At 61.2% G+C, this 19433-nt stretch carries 16 protein-coding genes; 7 read left to right on the forward strand and 9 right to left on the reverse strand.

Features of this window, described 5'->3' with window-relative positions:
* Positions 1 to 4: 4 nt before the first annotated feature.
* The 3 genes from BM235_RS01055 to BM235_RS01065 all read left to right on the forward strand — a co-directional run bounded on the left by BM235_RS01055 (position 5) and on the right by BM235_RS01065 (position 2277).
* Positions 5 to 1267 (forward strand): MFS transporter, encoded by a 1263-nt coding sequence (locus tag BM235_RS01055; protein ID WP_369803446.1) that lies wholly within the window; start codon positions 5 to 7, stop codon positions 1265 to 1267.
* A 46-nt stretch (positions 1268 to 1313) separates the two neighbouring features.
* Positions 1314 to 2027: a class I SAM-dependent methyltransferase gene (locus BM235_RS01060; protein ID WP_090108685.1), complete on the forward strand. Its 714-nt coding sequence runs from the start codon at positions 1314 to 1316 to the stop codon at positions 2025 to 2027.
* 73 nt (positions 2028 to 2100) lie between these two features.
* Positions 2101 to 2277 (forward strand): YjfB family protein, encoded by a 177-nt coding sequence (locus BM235_RS01065; protein WP_090108686.1) that lies wholly within the window; start codon positions 2101 to 2103, stop codon positions 2275 to 2277.
* A gap of 110 nt (positions 2278 to 2387) precedes the next feature.
* On the opposite strand, the gene BM235_RS01070 is transcribed toward BM235_RS01065, so the two are convergent.
* The 4 genes from BM235_RS01070 to BM235_RS01085 form a co-directional block, all read right to left on the reverse strand.
* Positions 2388 to 2732, reverse strand: a complete 345-nt coding sequence (locus BM235_RS01070; RefSeq protein ID WP_090108687.1) for a hypothetical protein — start codon at positions 2730 to 2732, stop codon at positions 2388 to 2390.
* A 99-nt stretch (positions 2733 to 2831) separates the two neighbouring features.
* Positions 2832 to 3215: a winged helix-turn-helix transcriptional regulator gene (locus BM235_RS01075; RefSeq protein ID WP_090108688.1), complete on the reverse strand. Its 384-nt coding sequence runs from the start codon at positions 3213 to 3215 to the stop codon at positions 2832 to 2834.
* 62 nt (positions 3216 to 3277) lie between these two features.
* Positions 3278 to 4315: a zinc-binding alcohol dehydrogenase family protein gene (locus BM235_RS01080; RefSeq protein WP_090108689.1), complete on the reverse strand. Its 1038-nt coding sequence runs from the start codon at positions 4313 to 4315 to the stop codon at positions 3278 to 3280.
* Between the two features lie 112 nt (positions 4316 to 4427).
* A complete protein-coding gene (locus BM235_RS01085; protein ID WP_090108690.1) occupies positions 4428 to 5357 on the reverse strand; it encodes an AraC family transcriptional regulator in 930 nt (309 codons plus the stop codon).
* A 154-nt stretch (positions 5358 to 5511) separates the two neighbouring features.
* Here BM235_RS01085 and BM235_RS01090 point away from each other — a divergent pair, with 154 nt between their 5' ends.
* Positions 5512 to 8013: a glycoside hydrolase family 38 N-terminal domain-containing protein gene (locus BM235_RS01090; RefSeq protein ID WP_090109531.1), complete on the forward strand. Its 2502-nt coding sequence runs from the start codon at positions 5512 to 5514 to the stop codon at positions 8011 to 8013.
* A gap of 30 nt (positions 8014 to 8043) precedes the next feature.
* Here the strand turns inward: BM235_RS01090 and BM235_RS01095 are convergent, their stop codons facing one another.
* Positions 8044 to 8907: an AraC family transcriptional regulator gene (locus tag BM235_RS01095; RefSeq protein WP_090108691.1), complete on the reverse strand. Its 864-nt coding sequence runs from the start codon at positions 8905 to 8907 to the stop codon at positions 8044 to 8046.
* A gap of 141 nt (positions 8908 to 9048) precedes the next feature.
* Between BM235_RS01095 and BM235_RS01100 the strand changes: the two genes are divergently transcribed.
* Positions 9049 to 11655: a GH116 family glycosyl-hydrolase gene (locus BM235_RS01100; protein WP_158543645.1), complete on the forward strand. Its 2607-nt coding sequence runs from the start codon at positions 9049 to 9051 to the stop codon at positions 11653 to 11655.
* A gap of 66 nt (positions 11656 to 11721) precedes the next feature.
* Here the strand turns inward: BM235_RS01100 and BM235_RS01105 are convergent, their stop codons facing one another.
* From BM235_RS01105 to BM235_RS31895, 3 genes are all read right to left on the reverse strand, one after another.
* On the reverse strand, positions 11722 to 14766 hold the full coding sequence (locus BM235_RS01105; RefSeq protein ID WP_158543646.1) for a peptidase domain-containing ABC transporter: 3045 nt from the start codon (positions 14764 to 14766) through the stop codon (positions 11722 to 11724).
* Positions 14750 to 15556 carry a peptidylprolyl isomerase gene (locus tag BM235_RS01110; protein ID WP_090108694.1) on the reverse strand — a complete coding sequence of 269 codons (807 nt, stop codon included), beginning with the start codon at positions 15554 to 15556 and terminating at the stop codon, positions 14750 to 14752. Before BM235_RS01110 ends, BM235_RS01105 begins: the two co-directional genes overlap by 17 nt.
* A gap of 69 nt (positions 15557 to 15625) precedes the next feature.
* On the reverse strand, positions 15626 to 15772 hold the full coding sequence (locus tag BM235_RS31895; protein WP_158543647.1) for a hypothetical protein: 147 nt from the start codon (positions 15770 to 15772) through the stop codon (positions 15626 to 15628).
* A gap of 210 nt (positions 15773 to 15982) precedes the next feature.
* Here BM235_RS31895 and BM235_RS01115 point away from each other — a divergent pair, with 210 nt between their 5' ends.
* Positions 15983 to 16912 (forward strand): VOC family protein, encoded by a 930-nt coding sequence (locus BM235_RS01115; RefSeq protein ID WP_090108695.1) that lies wholly within the window; start codon positions 15983 to 15985, stop codon positions 16910 to 16912.
* A 108-nt stretch (positions 16913 to 17020) separates the two neighbouring features.
* On the opposite strand, the gene BM235_RS01120 is transcribed toward BM235_RS01115, so the two are convergent.
* Positions 17021 to 18409, reverse strand: a complete 1389-nt coding sequence (locus BM235_RS01120) for a family 4 glycosyl hydrolase (protein WP_090108696.1) — start codon at positions 18407 to 18409, stop codon at positions 17021 to 17023.
* Between the two features lie 174 nt (positions 18410 to 18583).
* Here BM235_RS01120 and BM235_RS01125 point away from each other — a divergent pair, with 174 nt between their 5' ends.
* A complete protein-coding gene (locus BM235_RS01125) occupies positions 18584 to 19414 on the forward strand; it encodes an AraC family transcriptional regulator (RefSeq protein ID WP_090109533.1) in 831 nt (276 codons plus the stop codon).
* Positions 19415 to 19433 lie beyond the last annotated feature (19 nt).

A 19433-nucleotide genomic window follows, 5' to 3' on the forward strand; every position in this document is an offset into this window, starting at 1 on the left:
AATGATGCATACGGAACAAAAAATGAAGGACGGCGGCATTTCTCGCGGATTGTCGATCCTGCTGGCGGCTGCCTGCGGCTTGATCGCGGCGAACCTCTACTACGCCCAGACGCTAGTCGGACCAATCGGCGCCTCGACCGGATTGTCCGCCGGCGCGGCGGGCCTGATCGTCACGTTGACGCAAATCGGCTATGTCGCGGGGCTGCTGTTCATCGTCCCGCTGGCCGATATCGTCGAGAACCGCCGGCTGACGGTCGTGGCGCTCGCCGTGGCGACCGCCGCCCTGATCGCGGCCGCGCTAGCGCCGAACGCGCCGCTGTTCCTGGCCGCGTCGCTCCTCATCGGGACGGCGTCGGTCGTCGCCCAAGTGCTCGTGCCCTTCGCGGCTTCGCTCGCTTCGGAGGCCCAGCGGGGCCGCGCGGTCGGCAACGTGATGAGCGGACTCCTCCTCGGCATCATGCTTGCGCGGCCGGTCGCCAGCTTCATCGCCGGCATCTGGAGCTGGCCTGCCGTATTCGCCGCTTCGGCGGTCGCCATCGCGCTGCTGGCGATATTGCTGTCCCGCAAGCTGCCGGTGCGGCGTCCGACGCCAAGCGTATCCTACGGCAAGCTGATCCGCTCTCTCGCACCGCTGCTCGCCCGCACGCCGGCACTGCGCCGCCGCGCGCTGTACCAGGCTTTTCTGTTCGGCGCCTTCAGCCTCTTCTGGACGGTCGCACCACTCCACTTGGCCGACGCTTACGGCATGTCGCAGCAGGGTATCGCCTGGTTCGCGCTGGTCGGGGTCGGCGGCGCGGTTGCCGCGCCGATCGCCGGACGGCTCGCGGACAAAGGCTGGAGCCGGCCGCTTACCTGGATCGCCCTGAGCGTCGCGCTGCTGTCTTGGTTGCTCCCGCACGTTTTCCACGGCCACTCGACCGCATCGCTCGTCCTGCTCTTCATTTCCGCGATCGCGCTCGACATGGCCGTCTCCGGCAACCTGGTGCTCGGACAACGCGTCGTCTACGCGCTCGGCAGCGAAGCGCGCGGCCGCTTGAACGGCCTGTTCATGTCGATCTTCTTCATCGGCGGCGCCGTGGGCTCCGCTCTTGGCGGCTGGGCGTACGCGCACGGCGGCTGGCAGCTCGCTTCGCTGATCGGCGCCGCGCTCCCGTTGCTCGCGATCCTCTATGCTTTGACCGAGAAAGGGAACGTTAAGACGACGGCTGCGATCGTACCGTCGAACGAGCGGCCTAAACGCAAGCTTCTTGACAGGTCGCGCATATAATAACTATTATGGATACATGTAATCTTCAATTAAGGAGGCTGGCCTCATGTCAAGCAAGCTCGGCGAAGACGTCCTGTCCCTGCTCCAGCCCTCCCCCGGGGAGCGAATTCTCGACCTCGGCTGCGGAAACGGAGACTTGACAGCCCGAATCGCGGCTGCCGGGGCGGTCCCTACGGGCATCGATCTGTCTGCGGAATCGGTAGCGCGAGCGAGGGAAAGGCATCCGGGCCTTGATCTTCAAGAGGCGGACGCCAGCGGATATCGGACGGATGTCCGTTATGACGCGGTCTTCTCCCATGCCGCGCTGCATTGGATCGGGAATGCCGAGGCGACGGCACGAACCGTGTGGCTGGCTCTTCGGGACGGAGGACGATTCGTAGCCGAGTTCGCGGGCAGCGGCAACATTGTCTCGCTAACCGATGCCATCGGAGTGGCGCTCTCGGCACGCGGCTATAAACCGGAAGGGCGAATTCCCTGGTACCTGCCGACGATCGGCGAATATGCCGGCCTGCTTGAGCGGACCGGATTTCGCGTGACATTCGCCCTGCACTTCGATCAGCCTTCTCAGCTCAAGGCGCCGGCGGGAATCAGGACGATGCTGGACAGCTTCGCGAGCTATTTTTTCGCCGATGTCGCGCCGGCGGAGCTCCATACGATCTATGATGACATCGAGGATGCGCTTAGACCGCGCCTGTACCGGGACGGCCAATGGACGATCAATAAGAGTCGATTGCGCATCGCGGCCGTCAAGCGCACTTGACCGACAGTCTCTTGTCCTGCATTCACCGATCTTACGGCCTTGTCCGATAAAGGAAACGGGAGGGTGAACGTCCATGGACATAGCGGCAATCTCGACAGGACTGGCGATGAACGATCTGCGGCAGCAAGCCGGCATCGCCGTTCTAGGCAAAGCGCTGGACACCGCGCGGCAGGACAGCCAAGCGATCGTACAAATGGCGCAAAGCATCGCGCAGCCGCATCTGGGCGGCAACCTCGACGTACGCGTCTAGATGCCGGCATCCCCGAAGCGAACGGCAGCGCAAAAAGCCGAATCGACCTTAAAAAAGGGCCGGTTCGGCTTTTTGCGCTGCCGCATATCGCGGAAGGGACGCCGGGCAGACTACAGACGATCCAGCTCCCGCGCTTCGGCTTTGGACCGGCAGTTTTTGCATACCCCGATCGTACGGCCGCCCTCGTCGACATAAAAAGAAAGCCGCGCGGATCGCTCGCGGCACAAAGAGCAGGGGCGCGCCTGCTCCCCTGCCGCCGCTTCTCGCGGCTTGCCCGGCTCCTCTCGAGCCTTGCTTCCAGCCTCTCGCGACTTGTCCGTTCTGCGCTGGCGGGCAGCCCGAATCGGCACGACCTTCGCGCTGCGCGTTGCGGACGTTGTCCGTCGGCGCCGGACGAGCCAATATGCCGCTCCGACGCCTGCCAAGACCGCGCCCAGTACGATTCCGATCAGCATGCGGTTCTCCTTTCATGTCCAAGGTAGGCCGATCCCGACGAGCTTAAGCTCAACCGATCGCCGAGAGCAAATCGTTCAGCGACTCGGACATCGACGAATTTAGCTGTCTCTCGCTTCGGTCCCCAACGCCATCGGGTCGCGGACCGTCCGCTTAAAGCTCTCGCCCCAGTCCCGCATGGCGGAGATGATCGGGATCAGCGTCCGTCCGAACGAAGTCAACGAATATTCGACCTTGGGCGGCACCTGATTGTAAACCTCGCGGTGAACGACGCCGTCCTCCTCGAGCTCGCGCAGCTGAAGCGTGAGCATCCGCTGCGTGATCGTCGGGCAGATTCTGCGGAATTCGTTGAACCGCTTCGGGCCTTCCATCAGATGATAGAGCAGGACGCCCTTCCATTTCCCGCCGATCACGTCCAGCGTGAATTCGACCGGGCAGCCTTCCTCGTCCGGACAAAACCCGTATCCGCTCTTCCGATCCCGCACGCCGATCCGCTCCTTCGTCGTTGTCTTTCTTATCTAAAGATCATAGCACTCATGCGCCGCGATTAAAATCCTTCGAGTACGACCTTGCCTACCGTACGTCCCGTCTCCAGCATCGCATGCGCCTTGCGCAGGTTGTCGGCGTTGATCGGGGAGAGCGTCTCGCTCGTCGTCGTGCGGATCGCGCCCGCGTCCACCAGGCGCGCCACCTCGCCAAGCAGCTTGTGCTGTTCGATCATGTCCGGCGTCTGGTAGGTGGAACGGGTGAACATCAGCTCCCAGACGAACGTCGCGCTCTTGTTCTTCAGCAGCGTCAAGTTAAGCAACTCGTCGGTCTCGACGATCGAGCAGATCTTGCCTTGCGGCGCGATCGCCTCCGCCATGTTCGCCCAGTGCTTTTCGGTGCTGTTCAGGCAGAGGATGTAGTCGACCTGCTCGAGCCCGATCGCCTTCAGCTGCGGCACGAACGCCTCGAAGTGGTTGATCACATGGTCCGCGCCAAGCTCCCTTGCCCAGTCGGCGGACTCGCGGCGGGAGGCCGTGCCGACGACCTTTAGTCCCGCCAGCTTTGACAGCTGCGTCGCGATCGATCCGACGCCGCCGGCCGCGCCGATGATCAGGATCGTCTTGCCGGCGTTGGCGGCCGGATCCCGCGCTACGCCCAGCCGGTCGTACAAGCTCTCCCATGCCGTGATCGTCGTGAGCGGCAGCGCAGCCGCCTGCGCGAAGTCAAGCGAAGCCGGCTTCGCGCCGACGATCCGCTCGTCCACGAGGTGGAACTCGCTGTTGCCGCCCGGCCGCGTGATGCTGCCGGCATAATACACTTCATCGCCCGGTTGGAACAGGCTGACCTCGGGTCCGACCTGTTCGACCACGCCCGCCACGTCCCAGCCGAGAATTCGCGGCGCGGATTCCTCCCGGCTCTTGGGCGAGCGAACCTTGTAGTCGACGGGATTGACCGAGATCGCGCGCACCTTCACGAGCAGATCCCGCCCCGCCGGCGACGGCTTTTCGATCTCCACGTCGATCAGGCTCTCTTGGTGATCGATCGGCAAATACTTGTACAAGCCCACGGCCTTCATCGTTTCTTTCGCATTCGTCATGTCGGTTCGCTCCTTCGCGGTTGCCTTTGATTTGGCTTATATTCGCAATATAAGCCCTATACGACATCCGCGTAAGTACGCACATTTATGTAGGATAGGCACACGAATGGTACTATCGGGCGCTATGATCCGAACCCGATGCCACGCCGGTTCCCCGCTCCGCCTTAGCGTCGGCGGGCAGCGCTTGACGGTATGTCTTCGGGCTCACGCCGTAGGCATCCTTGAACACCCGGCTGAAATAGTGAGCCGCGCCGAATCCCGAGACCTCCGCGATGGCGCCGATCGAGGCGTCTGTCCGCCGGAGCAGGTCGAGCGCGCGAGAGAGACGAATCTCGGTCAGCCGGCCGACGATCGTCTTGCCGGTCAGCCGCTTGTACTTGCGGGCCAGATGGTTGTAGCTGACATGCAGGGCGTCGGCGAGCCTGCGGACATTCATTTTTTCCGCGCGCTCGTCGTTTAGGTAAACCTCGATCTTGCGGAGAAACGCGGTATCGGATTGATCGACTGCCGCCGGCGTGATCCGTCCTTCGGGATGGCGCACGGCGGCGATCGCCAGCAGAATCTGCACGAACGTAAGCTGAACGGACGCAAGCGAGTCCGCCTCCCGCGCCTCCTCGAACAGCCGCAGGATGCGCTCGCCCAGACCGTAGCGATCCGCGTAGCACCCGAGCTGCCACTGCCGCAACCCTTCGAGCGCGGCATAGACCGAGCCGGCTTCGCTTCCGCCGGACGTATCGGCCGGGGCGACCGTCCACCGCATGCAGACGCCCCGATGCGGAGACTGCGGCTCGTACTCGTGGCGGTGCTCGGCGCCTGCGGGGACGAGAAAGAACTCTCCCGGTCCGACGTTCATGAGCGGTCCCCCGAACCCCGTCTTCATGCTGCCTTCGTAGATGTAGTTGCACTCGAACCACGCATGCGTATGAGGGGGGCACGAGCGGGCTCCCCAAGGCTGCTCCTCCAGCACCTCGATGATCTCGATGACGGCGTCGTTCACCCTGACGGTTCCGTACAGCTGATCCGGAAGTGGGCCGCGCGCCATAGGCTCGTCCCCTCCTCGCAGTTTTTTCTATCATAGTAGCACAAGCGAACCGGTCATTTTAGTGTAAAAACGGGATACTTCAATGAATTTACTTGGACGCGCTTCAAAATGAAAATAGAAAGGAAGAGAGACGAATCGGAAAGGATGCATGGACTTGAAAAAGCTGCACCTCATCAGCAACGCGCACCTCGACCCGGTATGGCAGTGGGAGTGGGAGGAAGGCGCTGCGGCGGCGGTATCCACGTTCAGGGCGGCCGCGTCGTTTTGCAGGGAATACGACGGCTACGTATTTAATCACAATGAAGCGCTGCTGTACAAATGGATCGAGGAGTACGAACCGAGCTTGTTCGCGGAGATCCAAAGCCTCGTTCGTCTCGGCAAGTGGCACATCATGGGCGGATGGTACCTGCAGCCCGATTGCAACATGCCTTCGGGAGAATCGCTCGTCAGGCAGATTCTGCTCGGCAGGCAGTACTTCAAGGAAAAATTCGGACAAGCGCCGACGACCTCGATCAACTTCGACTCCTTCGGGCATTCCAGGGGACTGGTGCAAATCATGCGCAAATCCGGCTACGACGCTTATTTGTTCATGCGCCCCGAGCAGAAGACGGCCGGTCCCGCGGACGACTTCGTCTGGGTCGGCTTCGACGGCTCCGAGGTGCACGCGCATCAGATCGCGGACGGGTACAACACGCTGCTCGGGCAAGCGCACAAAAAAGTGGCGAAATGGCTCGAGAAGTACGCGGACGACGGCGAGGATCGCCCTCGCCTGCTGCTGTGGGGCGTCGGCAATCATGGCGGCGGTCCCTCCCGTCTCGACCTCGACCGGATCGGCGAGATGATGGCTTCGGGTCCGGTCGAGATCGTGCATTCCACGCCGGAAGCTTACTTCGCGGAACTGCGCGACGCAGCCGATCTTCCTCGTCATGCGGACGATCTCAATCCGCGCTTCGTCGGCTGCTACACGTCGATGATCCGGATCAAGCAGAAGCACAGGCAGCTGGAAAGCCAGCTTTTCATGACCGAAAAAATGCACGCGACGGCCGCGGCTCAAGGGCTGCTGGCGTACCCGGCCCGCGAGCTCGGCGAAGCGTTCCACGACCTGATGGTCGGCGAATTCCACGACATCTTGCCGGGAAGCTCGATCCAGCCTGCGGAGGAAGCGTCGCTCAGGCTTATGGACCACGGCCTCGAGATCGCTTCGCGCCTGCGCGCCCGCGCGTTTTTCGCCCTGGCTGCCGGCCAGCCCCAAGCGGCGGCGGGCGAGTATCCGATACTCGTATACAATCCGCATCCCTACCCCGTGCGCGGCATTTTCGCCTGCGAGTTCATGCTGGAGGACCAGAACTGGACGGAGGAGTTCTCCATGCCGCTGGTTTACCGCAACGGCGCGCAGGTGCCGAGTCAGCCCGAAAAAGAGCATAGCGCCCTGAATCTGGACTGGCGCAAACGCGTCGTATTCGAAGCCGAGCTCGCGCCCTCGTCCATGAACAGGTTCGACTGCCGCATCGTCAAACTGCCAAAGAAGCCTAGAGCGCGCCTGGCCGAGCGCGACGGCGCGATCCGGTTCGAATCGGCGTCCCTGCAGATCGAGATCAATACCCGGACCGGACTGATCGACGCGTATGTCGCGGAGGGCGTATCTTACCTGCGTCCCGGCGCCTTCCTGCCGATCGTGGTCGCCGATAACGAGGATCCGTGGCGCATGGATACGGACCGGTTCGAGCCGGTCGTCGGACGGTTCGAGCTCATGAGCCCCGCCCGCGGCACGACCTTTTCCGGCGTCAAAGAAGAGGTGCTGCCGGCCGTGCGCGTGATCGAGGACGGCGAAGTGCGGACCGTCGTCGAAGCGCTGCTGGCTTACGGCGACTCCGCGGCCGTGCTCACCTACCTGCTGCCCAAAACGGGCACCGAGATCGAAGTGCAGGTCCGCCTTTATTGGCAGGAGAAGGACAAGCTGCTCAAGCTGTCGATCCCTACGGCGTTCGGGGACGGTTATGAATACCTGGGGCAAACGGCGTACGGCGTGCAGAGGCTGCCGCAAAACGGCGACGAGGCGGTCGCGCAAAAATGGACGGCGATTGCGGAGCGGGCTGCCGACGGCCGGGCTGCCGACGGCCGGGCTGTCACGCTGATCAATGACGGCGTCTACGGCTCGGACGGCGGCGACGGCACGCTTCGGCCGACGCTGGTTCGCGGCGCCGCTTACTGCGCGCACCCGATCGGCGATCGTCCGATCTTGCCGCAGGACCGATTCCTCCCCCGGATCGACCAGGGCGAGCGCACGTATACGTTCTGGCTGAACGCGGGCCAGCGCGAGGAGCGCCTGCTAGCGATCGAACGCGAAGCGCTCGCCTGGCACGAACGGCCTTATGCGCTGTCGTTCTTCCCGAGCGGAGCCGGCACGCTGCCTCACGGCGGCGTCGAGCTTGAAGGCGACCGCGCGGTGCTGACCGCCTTCAAGCAGGCGGAGGACGGGGACGGCTATATCGTCCGGCTGTACGAACCGGCCGGCGCGCCGGGCTCGGCTCTGGTTCGCATCCCTTCGCTCGGCATCGAGGAACGCGTCGAGCTCGGAGCGTTCGAGATCAAGTCGTACAGGACGAATCCGACCGGCGGCGGATGGCGGGAATGCTCGCTGGCGGAGTCGGAGTAGCGGCCGGACGCACGTTCGCCGCCAAGCGCATCATCGTCCCGCCTCGCGGTACTGCCCGGGCGTGACGCCGACGGCGCTCTTGAACGCCTTCGTGAAGTAATGCACGTCGGAGAAGCCGCAATACTCGCTGACGACCTTGATCGGATAGCCGCTGCCGAGCAGCTCCTTGGCATGGTCGATGCGCATTCGAAGCAAGTATTGATACGGGGTCGTGCCGAACGTCTCCGCGAACACGACATTGAAACGGGAGGGCGACAAGCCCGCCCGTTTCGCCATGTCCTTGACGGTGATCGGATCGGAAATATGGAGGGCGAAGTACGAGGTCATCCAATTCAGCAGCGGCTTCGCATCGGTCGACGCCGATGGAGACGTCTTCATATACGCTCCGGCGAGGGACAAGTACCACTCGTAAGCGAGTTTATGCGCGGTTAGCGTACCGACGTAAGTCCCAAGCCGCCAGGCTTCGATCATCTTCATGACGAGATCGCGCATCCGCTGCGGATGGCTGAAGCTCAACTTCAGCGGCAGCTCGAACGCTTCGCTGTCGTTCAGCCTCGGCTGCATCAGCTCCGCGTAGGGCGCCATATCGATCTGCCCTGGCAGCGTGATGAAGCTCCGGTCTCGCTTCGGCCGATAGAAAAAATCGAGATGGACGTATGGATTGATCGTATCGTCGAGGCCGCGAATCGTGTGCACGTCGCCCGGCTGCAGCAGGCAGTGGTCTCCGGTTCGCAGCGTATGCGTGCGACCTCCCAGCTCGATCTCGAACGTGCCTTCTTGTACGTAAAAGATAATATAGTCCAGCAGACTTCGCTTGCCTAAAAGGAAAGGGCGCCGGATCGCATAATCGGCGTTGCGGATATAAGGCACCACATCGTACGCTTCGATCCTCATCCCTCGTCCCCCTCTTCAATTCAGTCGTTTTTTACCCTAATATCATTTGCATTTTACAATGATCGCGACGCATTTCCCCTTTATTATTGTGGTTAGCAGCGCTGCATGGCAAGCATCTTCCATTTAAAGCGAGGGTCTGCGATGAGCCGAATTTACAAAGGCATGAAAACCCGCGAGATTTCCTTCCCGCTGGGCGGCATCGGCACCGGCTCGATTGGCCTGGCCGGCAACGGACGGCTGATCGATTGGGAGATTTTTAATCGCCCGAACAAGCGAAGCATGAACGGCTACAGCCATTTCTGCATCAAGGCGGAGCAGGAAGGCCGCGTGCTGGATGCCCGCGCGCTGAACGGCGATCTTCAGGCGCCTTACGTGGGACAGCCCCGGCGGGGAGCCCCCTTGCACAGCGGTTACGGCTTCGGTCCCGATACGGAGACGATGGCCGGGCTGCCCCATTTTCGCGATACCGAATTCGAAGGGCAGTTTCCGTTCGCCTCCCTCTCCTTCCGCGAGCCTTCCTTTCCCGGTAGCGTGAAGCTGCTCGCCTTCAACCCGTTGATCCCGCTGAACGACCTGGATTCTAGCATTCCTGCCGCCTTTTTCGAGGTGGAGATCGACAATACGACTCCGCGACCGGTCACGTATACGGTCTGTCTGAGCGCCGCCAACCCGCAGGCGGCCGGGCAAGCCGACAACGCCTACGCCGAGCGCACGCTGGACGACGGGCGGCCGCTCAGGCTGCTCAAGCTGTCCTCGCGGCGGCGCGCGTCGGACGATCCCGCCTTCGGCGACATCGCGATCGCGACGGACGCGGCGGATACGTGCTATCAACAATACTGGTACCGGGGAGAATGGCTGGATCACCTCGAGACGTTCTGGCGGGACTTCACGTCGCCCGGCGGGCTCGTCAATCGCGTTTATCCCGAGGATCCGCCGCCCGGAACGACGCGTCCGGACATGGCCTCCCTGGCCGCGCGCGTCACCGTGCAGCCGGGCGGCAAGGCTCGCGTCCGGTTCGTCATCGGCTGGCATTTCCCGAACGTGCACAACTTCTGGAACAAGGAGCCGGAGGGCACGACGGTCTGGAAGAACTACTGCGACTCGTTGTTCGCGGACTCCGCTACCTGCGCCTCGTACGCGCTGAATCACTGGGACCGGCTGCTGGCGGACACGGTGGCGTTCAAGGACGCCCTGTTCGGCTCGACGGTGCCCGAGATCGTCAAGGAAGCGGTATCCGCCAATCTCTCGGTGCTCAAGTCGGCGGCGACGCTGCGCCTGACGAATGGGGAATTCTACGGCTTCGAAGGCTGCATCGAGGACGAAGGCAGCTGCGAAGGCTCCTGCACGCACGTATGGAACTACGCTTACGCCCTCCCCTTTCTGTTCCCGCAGCTCGAGCGGAGCATGCGCGATCTCGACTTCAGGTACAACCATTGGGAGAGCGGCAAGATGTCGTTCCGTCTCATGCTGCCGCTCGGCCGGGAAGCGTCCTCCTTCCATGCCTGCGTGGACGGCCAGTTCGGCGGCGTGATCAAGGCGTACAGGGATTGGAAAATCTCAGGCGATACCGCTTGGCTGCGATCCAACTGGGAAGCGATCAAAAAATCGATCGCGTACGCCTGGGACGAGGCGAACGAAGACCGCTGGGACCCGCAGCGAACCGGCGTCCTGACGGGACGGCAGCATCATACGCTCGATATGGAGCTGTACGGGCCGAGCGCTTGGCTGAACGGCTTCTATCTGGCCGCGCTCAAGGCTGGCGCGGAGATGGCCCGTTATCTCGGCGAACCGGAGACGGCCGAGCAGTATGAAGCGCTGTTCCGGGCGGGCAAAGCCTGGACGGACACCCATCTGTTCAACGGCGAGTACTACGTGCAGCGGGTCGATCTGGACGATCGGGGGACGCTCGAGCCTTATGGCGACGGGGCAGTCGACCGGTACTGGAATGCGGAGCGCGGCGAGATCAAGTACCAGATCGGCGACGGCTGCGCGATCGATCAGGTGCTCGCGCAGTGGCATGCCAACCTGTGCGGGCTCGGCGAGATCTTCGACCCTGCGCAGACGGCGAGCGCCCTTCGCGCGCTCTATCGCCACAACTTCAAGCCCTCGCTCAGGGACGAAGCGAATACGTGGCGGCTGTTCGCCCTGAACGACGAAGCGGGGCTTCTGATCTGCACGTGGCCGGATGGAGCGCGCAAGCCTTACATTCCCGTGCCTTACGCCTCGGAAACGATGACGGGCATGGAGTACCAGGTCGCGGCTCATATGATTCAGACGGGTATGGCGGACGAAGGCCTGGCGATCGTGCAGGCCATTCGAGACCGGTACGACGGCGAGAAGCGCAATCCGTGGAGCGAGATCGAATGCGGCAGCAACTACGCTCGTTCGATGGCCAGCTACTCGCTGCTGAACGCCTTCGGCGGCTTCGAATTCGACCTCGTGCAAGGGCTGATCGGCTTCCATCCCGTCCGAAGCGAGGATGGCCGGTTTCGCACGTTCTGGTCGCTTGGCAGTGGTTGGGGGACGTTCGAGCTGACCGAGAACCATGCCGAGCTTAAGCTCCTGGGCGGACAGCTGGCGCTTCGTACGCTAAGGCTGCCGCAGCATGCGCTGCGCAAGATCGGCGCCGTCCGGCTCGGCGAACGAGCGACGGACTGCGCCGTCGGCGAAGACGCGATCCGATTCGCGGCGCCTTGCACGGTCAAGCCCGGTCTGCCGCTGCGGATCGAACTGAACGCTGCGCGATAAATAAAAAGCGCAAATAAGCCTCTGTTCTCCTCCGAGAATAGAGGCTATAAACGCCGATCCTCTCGTTCAGCTTAGCTGTTGACTGACGAGGTAATAATAAAGCCCTTTCGCCCCGATCAATTCGGCATGCGTCCCGGACTCCACGATCGCGCCTTGGTCAAGGACGAGGATCAGATCCGCCTTCTGCACGGTGCTCAGCCTGTGCGCGATGATCAGTGCCGTGCGCCCTTTCATCATCGCGTCCATATTTTGCTGAATGATCCGCTCCGACTCCGAGTCCAGCGCGCTCGTGGCCTCGTCGAAGATGAGAATGCCCGGTTCGCCGAGCAGGGCCCTCGCGATCGCGATCCGCTGCAGCTGTCCCCCGGACAAGCTGAGTCCGCCCTCGCCGATCAGCGTCTTGAATCCGAGCGGCAGCGCATTGACAAAGTCGTAAGCGCCAGCCAGCTTGGCCGCGGCTTCGACCTCCTCCAGCGTCGCGGACGGGAAGCGGATCGCGATATTGTCCTGGATCGTGGCGCGGAAAACGCGATTCTCCTGCTGCACGATGCCGATCTTCCGGCGCAAGGAAGCGGCGTGAATCTGCCGGATGTCGTGCCCGTCCAGGCGGATCGTCCCGCTGGTCGGCGCGAACAGCTTCGTCAGCAGATTCGCGAACGTCGACTTGCCCGACCCGCTCCGTCCCACGAGCGCGACGGTCTGTCCAGGCTCGATGCGGATGCTGATCTGCCGCAAAATGCTCGGACCGTCCTTTTCGTAACGGAACGAAACGTTGTCGAATTGAATATGCCCTTTGAGCGCAGCCAGCCTTCGCTTGTCCTGCGCGTCGGTCTCTTCCGGATGCGCCTGGAACACGTCGTCGATCCGCTCCATCGATACGCGCACCTCCATGAGCTCGTTCAGCATATCCAGCATGCGGGAGATCGATTGCGTGACCGTCAGGTATACCGACAAGAAGGCGACGAACTGTCCGACCGTGAGCTGGCCCTTCATGACGAACACGGCGCCGCTATACAGCACCAGCGCGTTGCCGATCGTCTGAATGCCGTCCGCGGCGGTCTCCGAGGCGACGAGCAGCCGGATGGCCTTGATGCGCTGCTTTAAAGCGAGCTGAAGTTTATCCATCAGCTTCCAACGGATGACCGGCTCGGCGGCGAGCGCCTTGACGGTCGAGATCAGCTTGATCGCTTCCACCATCGTCGTCTGGGACTCCGCCTCCGCCTCGAACTGCCTGCGGCTGTTTTTGCGCATAAGCGGCGAAAAGAGCAGCACCAGCGCGACATAACAAGGAATAACGGCAAACGCGATCAGCGATAGCTTCGCGTGATAAACAAACATTAACGCGCCGTAGATGACGACCGTCAGAACGTCGAGCAGCAGTTGCACCGCGCCGGTGGTCAGCATTCGGCGTATTTTCTGATTCTCGCCCACGCGGCTGGTCAGGTCGCCGATCGTGCGCGCCAGGAAAAACGACAAGGGCAGGCTGAGCAGGTGCTTGTAGAAGTCGCCAAGCATCGCGATATCGATGCGCAGCGCGATTCGAGCCGCGATAAAATGCCGTAGCGAGTTGACTGCGATATAACAGACCGACAGTCCGAGCATCCCGGCGAGCAGCAGTTGGAGCAGGTTTTCCTGCTTGTCGACGAGCACGCGGTCGATGACGATCTGCGTGACGATCGGGAGCGCCAGCGCGGCCAATTGCACGAGCAGGGAAGCGCCCAAGAGGGAGAACAGCGATTTTTTGTTCGGCAGCATGTAGGCGATGAATCTCGCTATCGGACTGCGAACCCGTTCATGGGAAGCTAGCCGCTCCGTCGGCGTCAGCGTCAGGATCGCCCCGCTCCAGCCCGCCTGAAAATCCGCGCGGCTCATTTTTTCCAAGCCATAGGCCGGATCGCCGACGATCACATGGCTCTTGGTCACGTCGTACACGACGATAAAGTGCTCGCCCCTCCAATGCGCGATCGCGGGCAGCTTCATATCGCCCAGCGCTTCAAGCGTCGTCGTGAAGCCTTGAGCGGCCAAACCGAGCGATTCCGCCGTCTCGGTCAAACCGAAGAGCGAGCTGCCGGAGCGAGACATCTCCGTCTGCTCCCGGATCCGGTTCAGCTGAATGCGCGAGCCGTAGTAGGCCATCGCCATGGCCAAGCATGTCGGACCGCAGTCCATCTCGTCGCGCTGCAGGAGGATCGGATATTTGCGCAGCTTGAACCGCCGCCGTTTGGTTGACGCCTTTTCGGCCGTCTGCCAGACTACGCTGCCGGGTGGCGCTTCCCCGTCCGACGTATCGTCCTGCTCGTACTTGGCCCCGCTGGACGAATAATTCGCCGAGATGCGCTCGATCGCCGTGCGTAATGCGGGATGCGCCACGATCATGACGTCGAAGTCTTCCTTGCCGAGTCTGAACAGCTGCGCCGCTTCGCTGGCGACGACCGTCGCCTGGCGCCGCGCCCCTGTCAGCAATGCCAGCTCCCCGAAAAAATCGCCTGGAATCAGACGGTTGATCACGGTCCCGTCCGCTTCCTTGATCACCTCGCATCGCCCGGCGTGCAAGATGTAAAAAGCGTCGCCCTCTTCTCCCTCGCGAACGATCGCCTGTCCTCGATCCGCATGGATCACGGTCATTCGATCGAGAAAGGTACGTACCGCATCATGATCATGGGCGGCAAGCAGCGTCGTCCGCTTCAGAAACATCGCGATGGCGCGAGACGACATATACGTCGTCAGCAGCCGTTCGAGGCCGGGATTGCGTGCCAGAATCTCTCGGAGCCGGCCGGCCGGAACCGCCAGCAGAAGCACGCTCTCCGCGGCGCCGTACGCGATCGGACTGTCCGCCTGCGCCTCGCCCCCATCCCATCCGAAGCTATCCCCTTCCCTCAACAAGCCGAGGCTGGTTTCTTTCCCGTCCGCCTGCTCCTCGATCATCCGCACTTCTCCCGATATCACGCAGAAAAGAGAGGCCGAAACGCCTCCCTTTTCGATAATCGATTGTCCGATCGAGAAATGCACGATCTCGGCATGACGGGACAGCTCGCGCTTCTCGTCCGGACGAAGGATGCTGAACAAAGGCGTTTTTTCCATATAGGCGAGCTGCTTATTCTCGTTCGTCATGTCCCGTATCTCCATTGACTCGATCTTGTCCCCACAACGCGATATGTACGCCGGCTTGCCGGCGCCTGTCGGCCAGCCATTCGTCGAACAGCAGCCCTTCGATTCGCGCTCTCGTGTCGGCATTCAGCTCCGCCGGATAAGCTTCTTCAATTTTGATCACGTAAAATCGTTTGTCGATCGCGATCGGCCCGACCACCGCGCCGGCATGCGGACCGAACGCCAGCTCGGCAATCGCGCGGGGCAACTGCGCGCGCTCCCGGCGGCCGACGTATCCGCCGGCAAGGCGGGTGGCCGCGTCCGTCGAATACGCGCGCGCCAGCTCGTAGAAGGGCGTCCCCTCCTGCGCTTTGAACGCCAGCTCGCGCGCGATCCCCCGATCCTCCACGACGATCTGCGAGATCGCGGCCGCGTCGAACGCCGAACGCCGCTCCGCGAAGTACCGCTCCACCTGACCGGCGGCCACGTGCGCGCTGACGAGATTTTTAGCGATCTTCATTCGGGCATATTCAGACAAGTCGGACGCGGACAGCGAGCGATCCGCCAGCCACTCCCGAACTTCCGAGGCTTGATACAGCCCGTGCTCGGATCTCCATTCGTTGACGGCCTCCTGAAGTTCCTCGTGTCCCGCCGCGAGTCCGTGCTCGCGCGCATAGGCGTCGATCAGCACGTTCGATGCGTAATCCTCGAGCGCCCCGAAGCCGCCATTCATATGAGCGAAGCGAAGCACCCCGGCGAGCGAGAAGCTGGATCCTTCTATTTGAAGGGCAACGACCTGATCGAGCTTCGTCATGGCAATTCCCCCTGGATCTGTTCAAATGGTTCAAATAAAAGCGCGGGATCATCTCCCGCGCCGTCCTGCTTAGTAACTATAACGTTTGCCGCCGTTTACGTTTTTGGCTTCTTCCTCTGTCAGCTTCTTAGGCAGATTGTCGAGCTTTACTTCGGTCTCCTTGTTCGACTCTACCGTATCCTTGTTCGCTTCCGCTTTCTTTTGCTCCTCCGACATGAGTTCACCTCCTTCAGCTTTGCTCATTTCAAGCGTACGGCAACCGGATAAAAGAATAATGAAAGAGAGCGCCGGAAAATGAAAAAAACCGCGATGCATCAAGGCTTTGCGGTTCGAACATTATTTTCTGCTTTTGTCTATGACAGCAATCCATGAGAAATGCCAACCTGTCGTTCCGTGGTAAAATGGAAGCAAAAAGGAGGAATAATCATGAATGACGTTACCGCCGGCGCATCCGCTCCCCGCATCGTCCCGCATCTGTGGTTCGACCGAGAAGCCAAGGAAGCCGCTGCGTTCTACAGCACCGTATTCCCCGACTCCTCCGTTACAAGCACGGCGACGCTGCGAGACACGCCTTCGGGCGACTCGGACATCGTGTCGTTTACCCTCTGGGGCATGCCTTTCATGGCGATCTCCGCGGGTCCGCTCTTCAAGTTCAATCCGTCCGTCTCGTTTATCGTGAACTTCGATCCGTCCCGGGAGAGCCGAGCGCGCGAGCTGCTCGACGAGACATGGGACAAGCTCGCCGAGCACGGCACGGCGCTCATGCCGCTTGGCGAGTATCCGTTCAGCGCGCGATTCGGCTGGATCCGGGACAAGTACGGCGTGACTTGGCAACTGATGCTGACCAATCCGGAAGGAGAGCCTCGTCCGACGATTATCCCGTCCCTGATGTTCACCGGGGACAACGCAGGCAGAGCGGAGGAAGCGCGCGAGCTGTACCTGTCCGTATTCGAGCATTCGCGTCCGGGCCAGCTGCGCCGCTACGGCCCCGGCATGGCGCCGGATCGGGAAGGCACGGTCATGTTCAGCGACTTCATGATCGAAAACACCTGGCTGACCGCGATGGACAGCGCGCACAATCACGGCTTCACCTTCAACGAGGCGATCTCCCTGCTCGTCCGCTGCGATACGCAAGCGCAGATCGACGCCTACTGGAGCGCGCTGTCCGCCGATCCCCAGGCCGAGCAGTGCGGCTGGCTGAAGGACAAGTTCGGCCTGTCGTGGCAGATCGCGCCCGCCGCGATGGAAGACATGATGGCGAACGGTACGCCGGAGCAGATCGAGCGCGTGACGAAGGCCTTCATGCCGATGAAGAAGCTCGACATCGCGCAGCTGGAGCAGGCTTACCGCGGCTGAGGCAATACGGTTGCGAGACGATGCCTGTATACGTGCACAATAGCAAGAACCGCCAAGCGACGAGGCTTCGCGGTTCTTTTTATTCGGGTAGGCGACATTACGACGCTCTTATTCGTACCAGTATTTCGGAAGGACATCCTTCTCCTGCTCCAGCAATTCCTTGATGATCATGTCGGCGTCATGGATGGAATTCACGAGCGGATCGGTCATCATCGCCCTGCGCAGCTTGACGAAGCTCCGCTCGGCGACCGCCTCCGCGGTGAGCTCGTGCGTGTCCAGCACGAGCTCCTGCATGCCTCGAATGCCTCTCGGCATCTCGCCCACGTGCAGCGGCTTGATCCCTTCCATGCTCACTTCGCTCAGCAGCTCCAGGAACGCGTCGTCGTTCATGTTGGACACCGCCCCGTCGTTAAGCGTGTTGATGAAGAAGCGCTTGCCCAGGTTACCCACCATATTTTCGATGATATCCGTCGCATGGTCGGGGCCGAACGACTGCATATAACCCGAGATCGGCAGCTCGCCGGACAGGAAGCCGTCCACTTGCTTCCACATCTCCTCGTGGCGCTTGTACCGTTCGTCCGTCTCCCAGATCGACAGCGGCGGGATGGCGTCCTTCGTCTTCCCGAGCCCCTGCCAATACCGGACGTATTCTTTGGTGTGTGCCGTGCAGGTCGGGATATAGCCGAATATATCGTACAGCTGATAGGTAATCGAATCGTTGAAGAGCGCCTTGGCGCCCGTATCTCCGCCATTTGTTTCCGTTCCCGCCGCTTTTCGCATCGCCTCGGCGATCATGGACGCGACGTCCTTCCCCTCGTACTCCGCCTTGATCAGCCAGGTAAAGTGATTGACGCCGGCCACCCGGAAGTCGAACCGGCGATCGATCTCTGCATTGAAGTCGCTTGGATCCGCGATGATGCCGGCCCTGACTGCATAATTCGCTTTGACGTGCGGCATATGATGGCCGTCGCACAGCGCGAACGACTTCAGCTGCGGCGCATAGCGGCTCAGCGCGATGCCATGGACGGTAGACGGATTGATATAGTTGATGACCCAGGCGTCGGGGCACAGCTCCTCGATGTCCTTGGCGCAGGCCAGGATAACCGGCAGCTCTCTCATGGCCCTGAAGATGCCTCCCGGTCCGATCGTATCGCCCGAGCACATGCGAATCCCGTAGTTCAACGAAACCTGACAGTCGATGCCCCGATATTTGACCGTATCCTCCGCAAAGCTGAGCACGACAAAATCGGCGCCCTTCAGCACATCTCTCCGGTTCGTCGAGCCCTCTACCTTCAGCGGCACCCCGTTCTCTTTGGCCACCGCCTTGGCCAGGTTCACCATTCTAGCCAGCCTGTCTTCGTCCGTGTCGACCAGGGCAAGCGTCCCGTTGTTGAGATAAGGGGAATGAACCATCTGCCAGATGGACTGGCGGCCGAAAAACAGACTGCCCGCGCCGAGTACGACGACCTTCGGTTGAAACGCGTTCGAGTCGCTCACGATCGAACCTCCTAGTGGGTGATAGCCTCATTATAGGAGAATGGCCGAAAACCGGAATATGCGATGGTTTTGCAATCATGTCAAAAAGTACGAATTTCAGCAGCCCGCAAATTCAATGATATAATCATCCAAGACGCATAATGTCTATGGGTGGAGGAATCGATCGTGCCGGACATGGAGATTTTTAACGAGCTGTCGGAGTTTATCGCGCTTCGGTTGAAGTCTTGCTGGGCGATCGCTCCCGGCGGAGATTGGATCGAGCATAAGGCGCATGCCGATTACGATCTATGGCTCATTCAATCCGGAACCGTGAAGCTTCGCATCGCCGGCACCGAGCACACGGCCCATCCGGGAGACGTGGTTTTCTTTTACCCCCGGATCCCTTATATCGCTTCTTGCGGCGAGGAAGGGTGCCGGTTTATTTACGTTCATTTCGATTACGGCATCGGCGAGCAGCAGCAGATTTTGAGCGATTTTCGGCTCTCGGGCATCATCGGAGCGGATTTGATTCGGGAGGTTGCCGATCTTTTCGTCAAGGCCTTCGAGCAATCGGAGCAGCGAAGCGGCAAGCCGGGGAGCCGGCTGTATTTGAAGGCTTGCCTGATGGCGGTCATCGCCAAGATCATCGAGCTTCATGGACAAGGCCAGTACAGCGGCGCCTTTCTGAACGGGACTTCGCCGAAGAGATCCGACCGGGATCTGGACGTCTTGCAGCCGGTTTTCCGGTACATCGACGATCATCTCCACGAATCGATTAAAATGAGCGTGCTGGCGCCGATTGCCGGCATATCCGAGAAGTACTTCATTTCCTACTTTAAAAAAGCCGTCGGCATCACGCCGGGCCAATATACGTATCAGATTAAAATGAACCGGGCGCGCGATTATTTGTATCAAAAGAAGTACACGGTCCAACAAATCGCCGGCTTCCTCGGGTACCCCGATCCTTTTACCTTTTCGAAGGCGTTCAAGAAGTACTATAACGTGCCTCCTTCGAAATTCGATTAACGGCGGGAAATCGTTCCGT

The organism is Cohnella sp. OV330 (assembly GCF_900112065.1).
Classification (GTDB): Bacteria; Bacillota; Bacilli; order Paenibacillales; family Paenibacillaceae; genus Cohnella.

Excerpts from the sequence above, each read along its gene's own strand:
- BM235_RS01100 (WP_158543645.1), top strand. The coding sequence starts at position 9,049 with ATGAGCCGAATTTACAAAGGCATGAAAACCCGCGAGATTTCCTTCCCG.
- BM235_RS01080 (WP_090108689.1), bottom strand. The coding sequence starts at position 4,315 with ATGACGAATGCGAAAGAAACGATGAAGGCCGTGGGCTTGTACAAGTAT.
- BM235_RS31895 (WP_158543647.1), bottom strand. The coding sequence starts at position 15,772 with ATGTCGGAGGAGCAAAAGAAAGCGGAAGCGAACAAGGATACGGTAGAG.
- BM235_RS01065 (WP_090108686.1), top strand. The coding sequence starts at position 2,101 with ATGGACATAGCGGCAATCTCGACAGGACTGGCGATGAACGATCTGCGG.
- BM235_RS01085 (WP_090108690.1), bottom strand. The coding sequence starts at position 5,357 with ATGGCGCGCGGCCCACTTCCGGATCAGCTGTACGGAACCGTCAGGGTG.
- BM235_RS01105 (WP_158543646.1), bottom strand. The coding sequence starts at position 14,766 with ATGACGAACGAGAATAAGCAGCTCGCCTATATGGAAAAAACGCCTTTG.
- BM235_RS01070 (WP_090108687.1), bottom strand. The coding sequence starts at position 2,732 with ATGCTGATCGGAATCGTACTGGGCGCGGTCTTGGCAGGCGTCGGAGCG.
- BM235_RS01125 (WP_090109533.1), top strand. The coding sequence starts at position 18,584 with ATGGAGATTTTTAACGAGCTGTCGGAGTTTATCGCGCTTCGGTTGAAG.
- BM235_RS01095 (WP_090108691.1), bottom strand. The coding sequence starts at position 8,907 with ATGAGGATCGAAGCGTACGATGTGGTGCCTTATATCCGCAACGCCGAT.
- BM235_RS01055 (WP_369803446.1), top strand. The coding sequence starts at position 5 with ATGCATACGGAACAAAAAATGAAGGACGGCGGCATTTCTCGCGGATTG.
- BM235_RS01115 (WP_090108695.1), top strand. The coding sequence starts at position 15,983 with ATGAATGACGTTACCGCCGGCGCATCCGCTCCCCGCATCGTCCCGCAT.
- BM235_RS01060 (WP_090108685.1), top strand. The coding sequence starts at position 1,314 with ATGTCAAGCAAGCTCGGCGAAGACGTCCTGTCCCTGCTCCAGCCCTCC.
- BM235_RS01110 (WP_090108694.1), bottom strand. The coding sequence starts at position 15,556 with ATGACGAAGCTCGATCAGGTCGTTGCCCTTCAAATAGAAGGATCCAGC.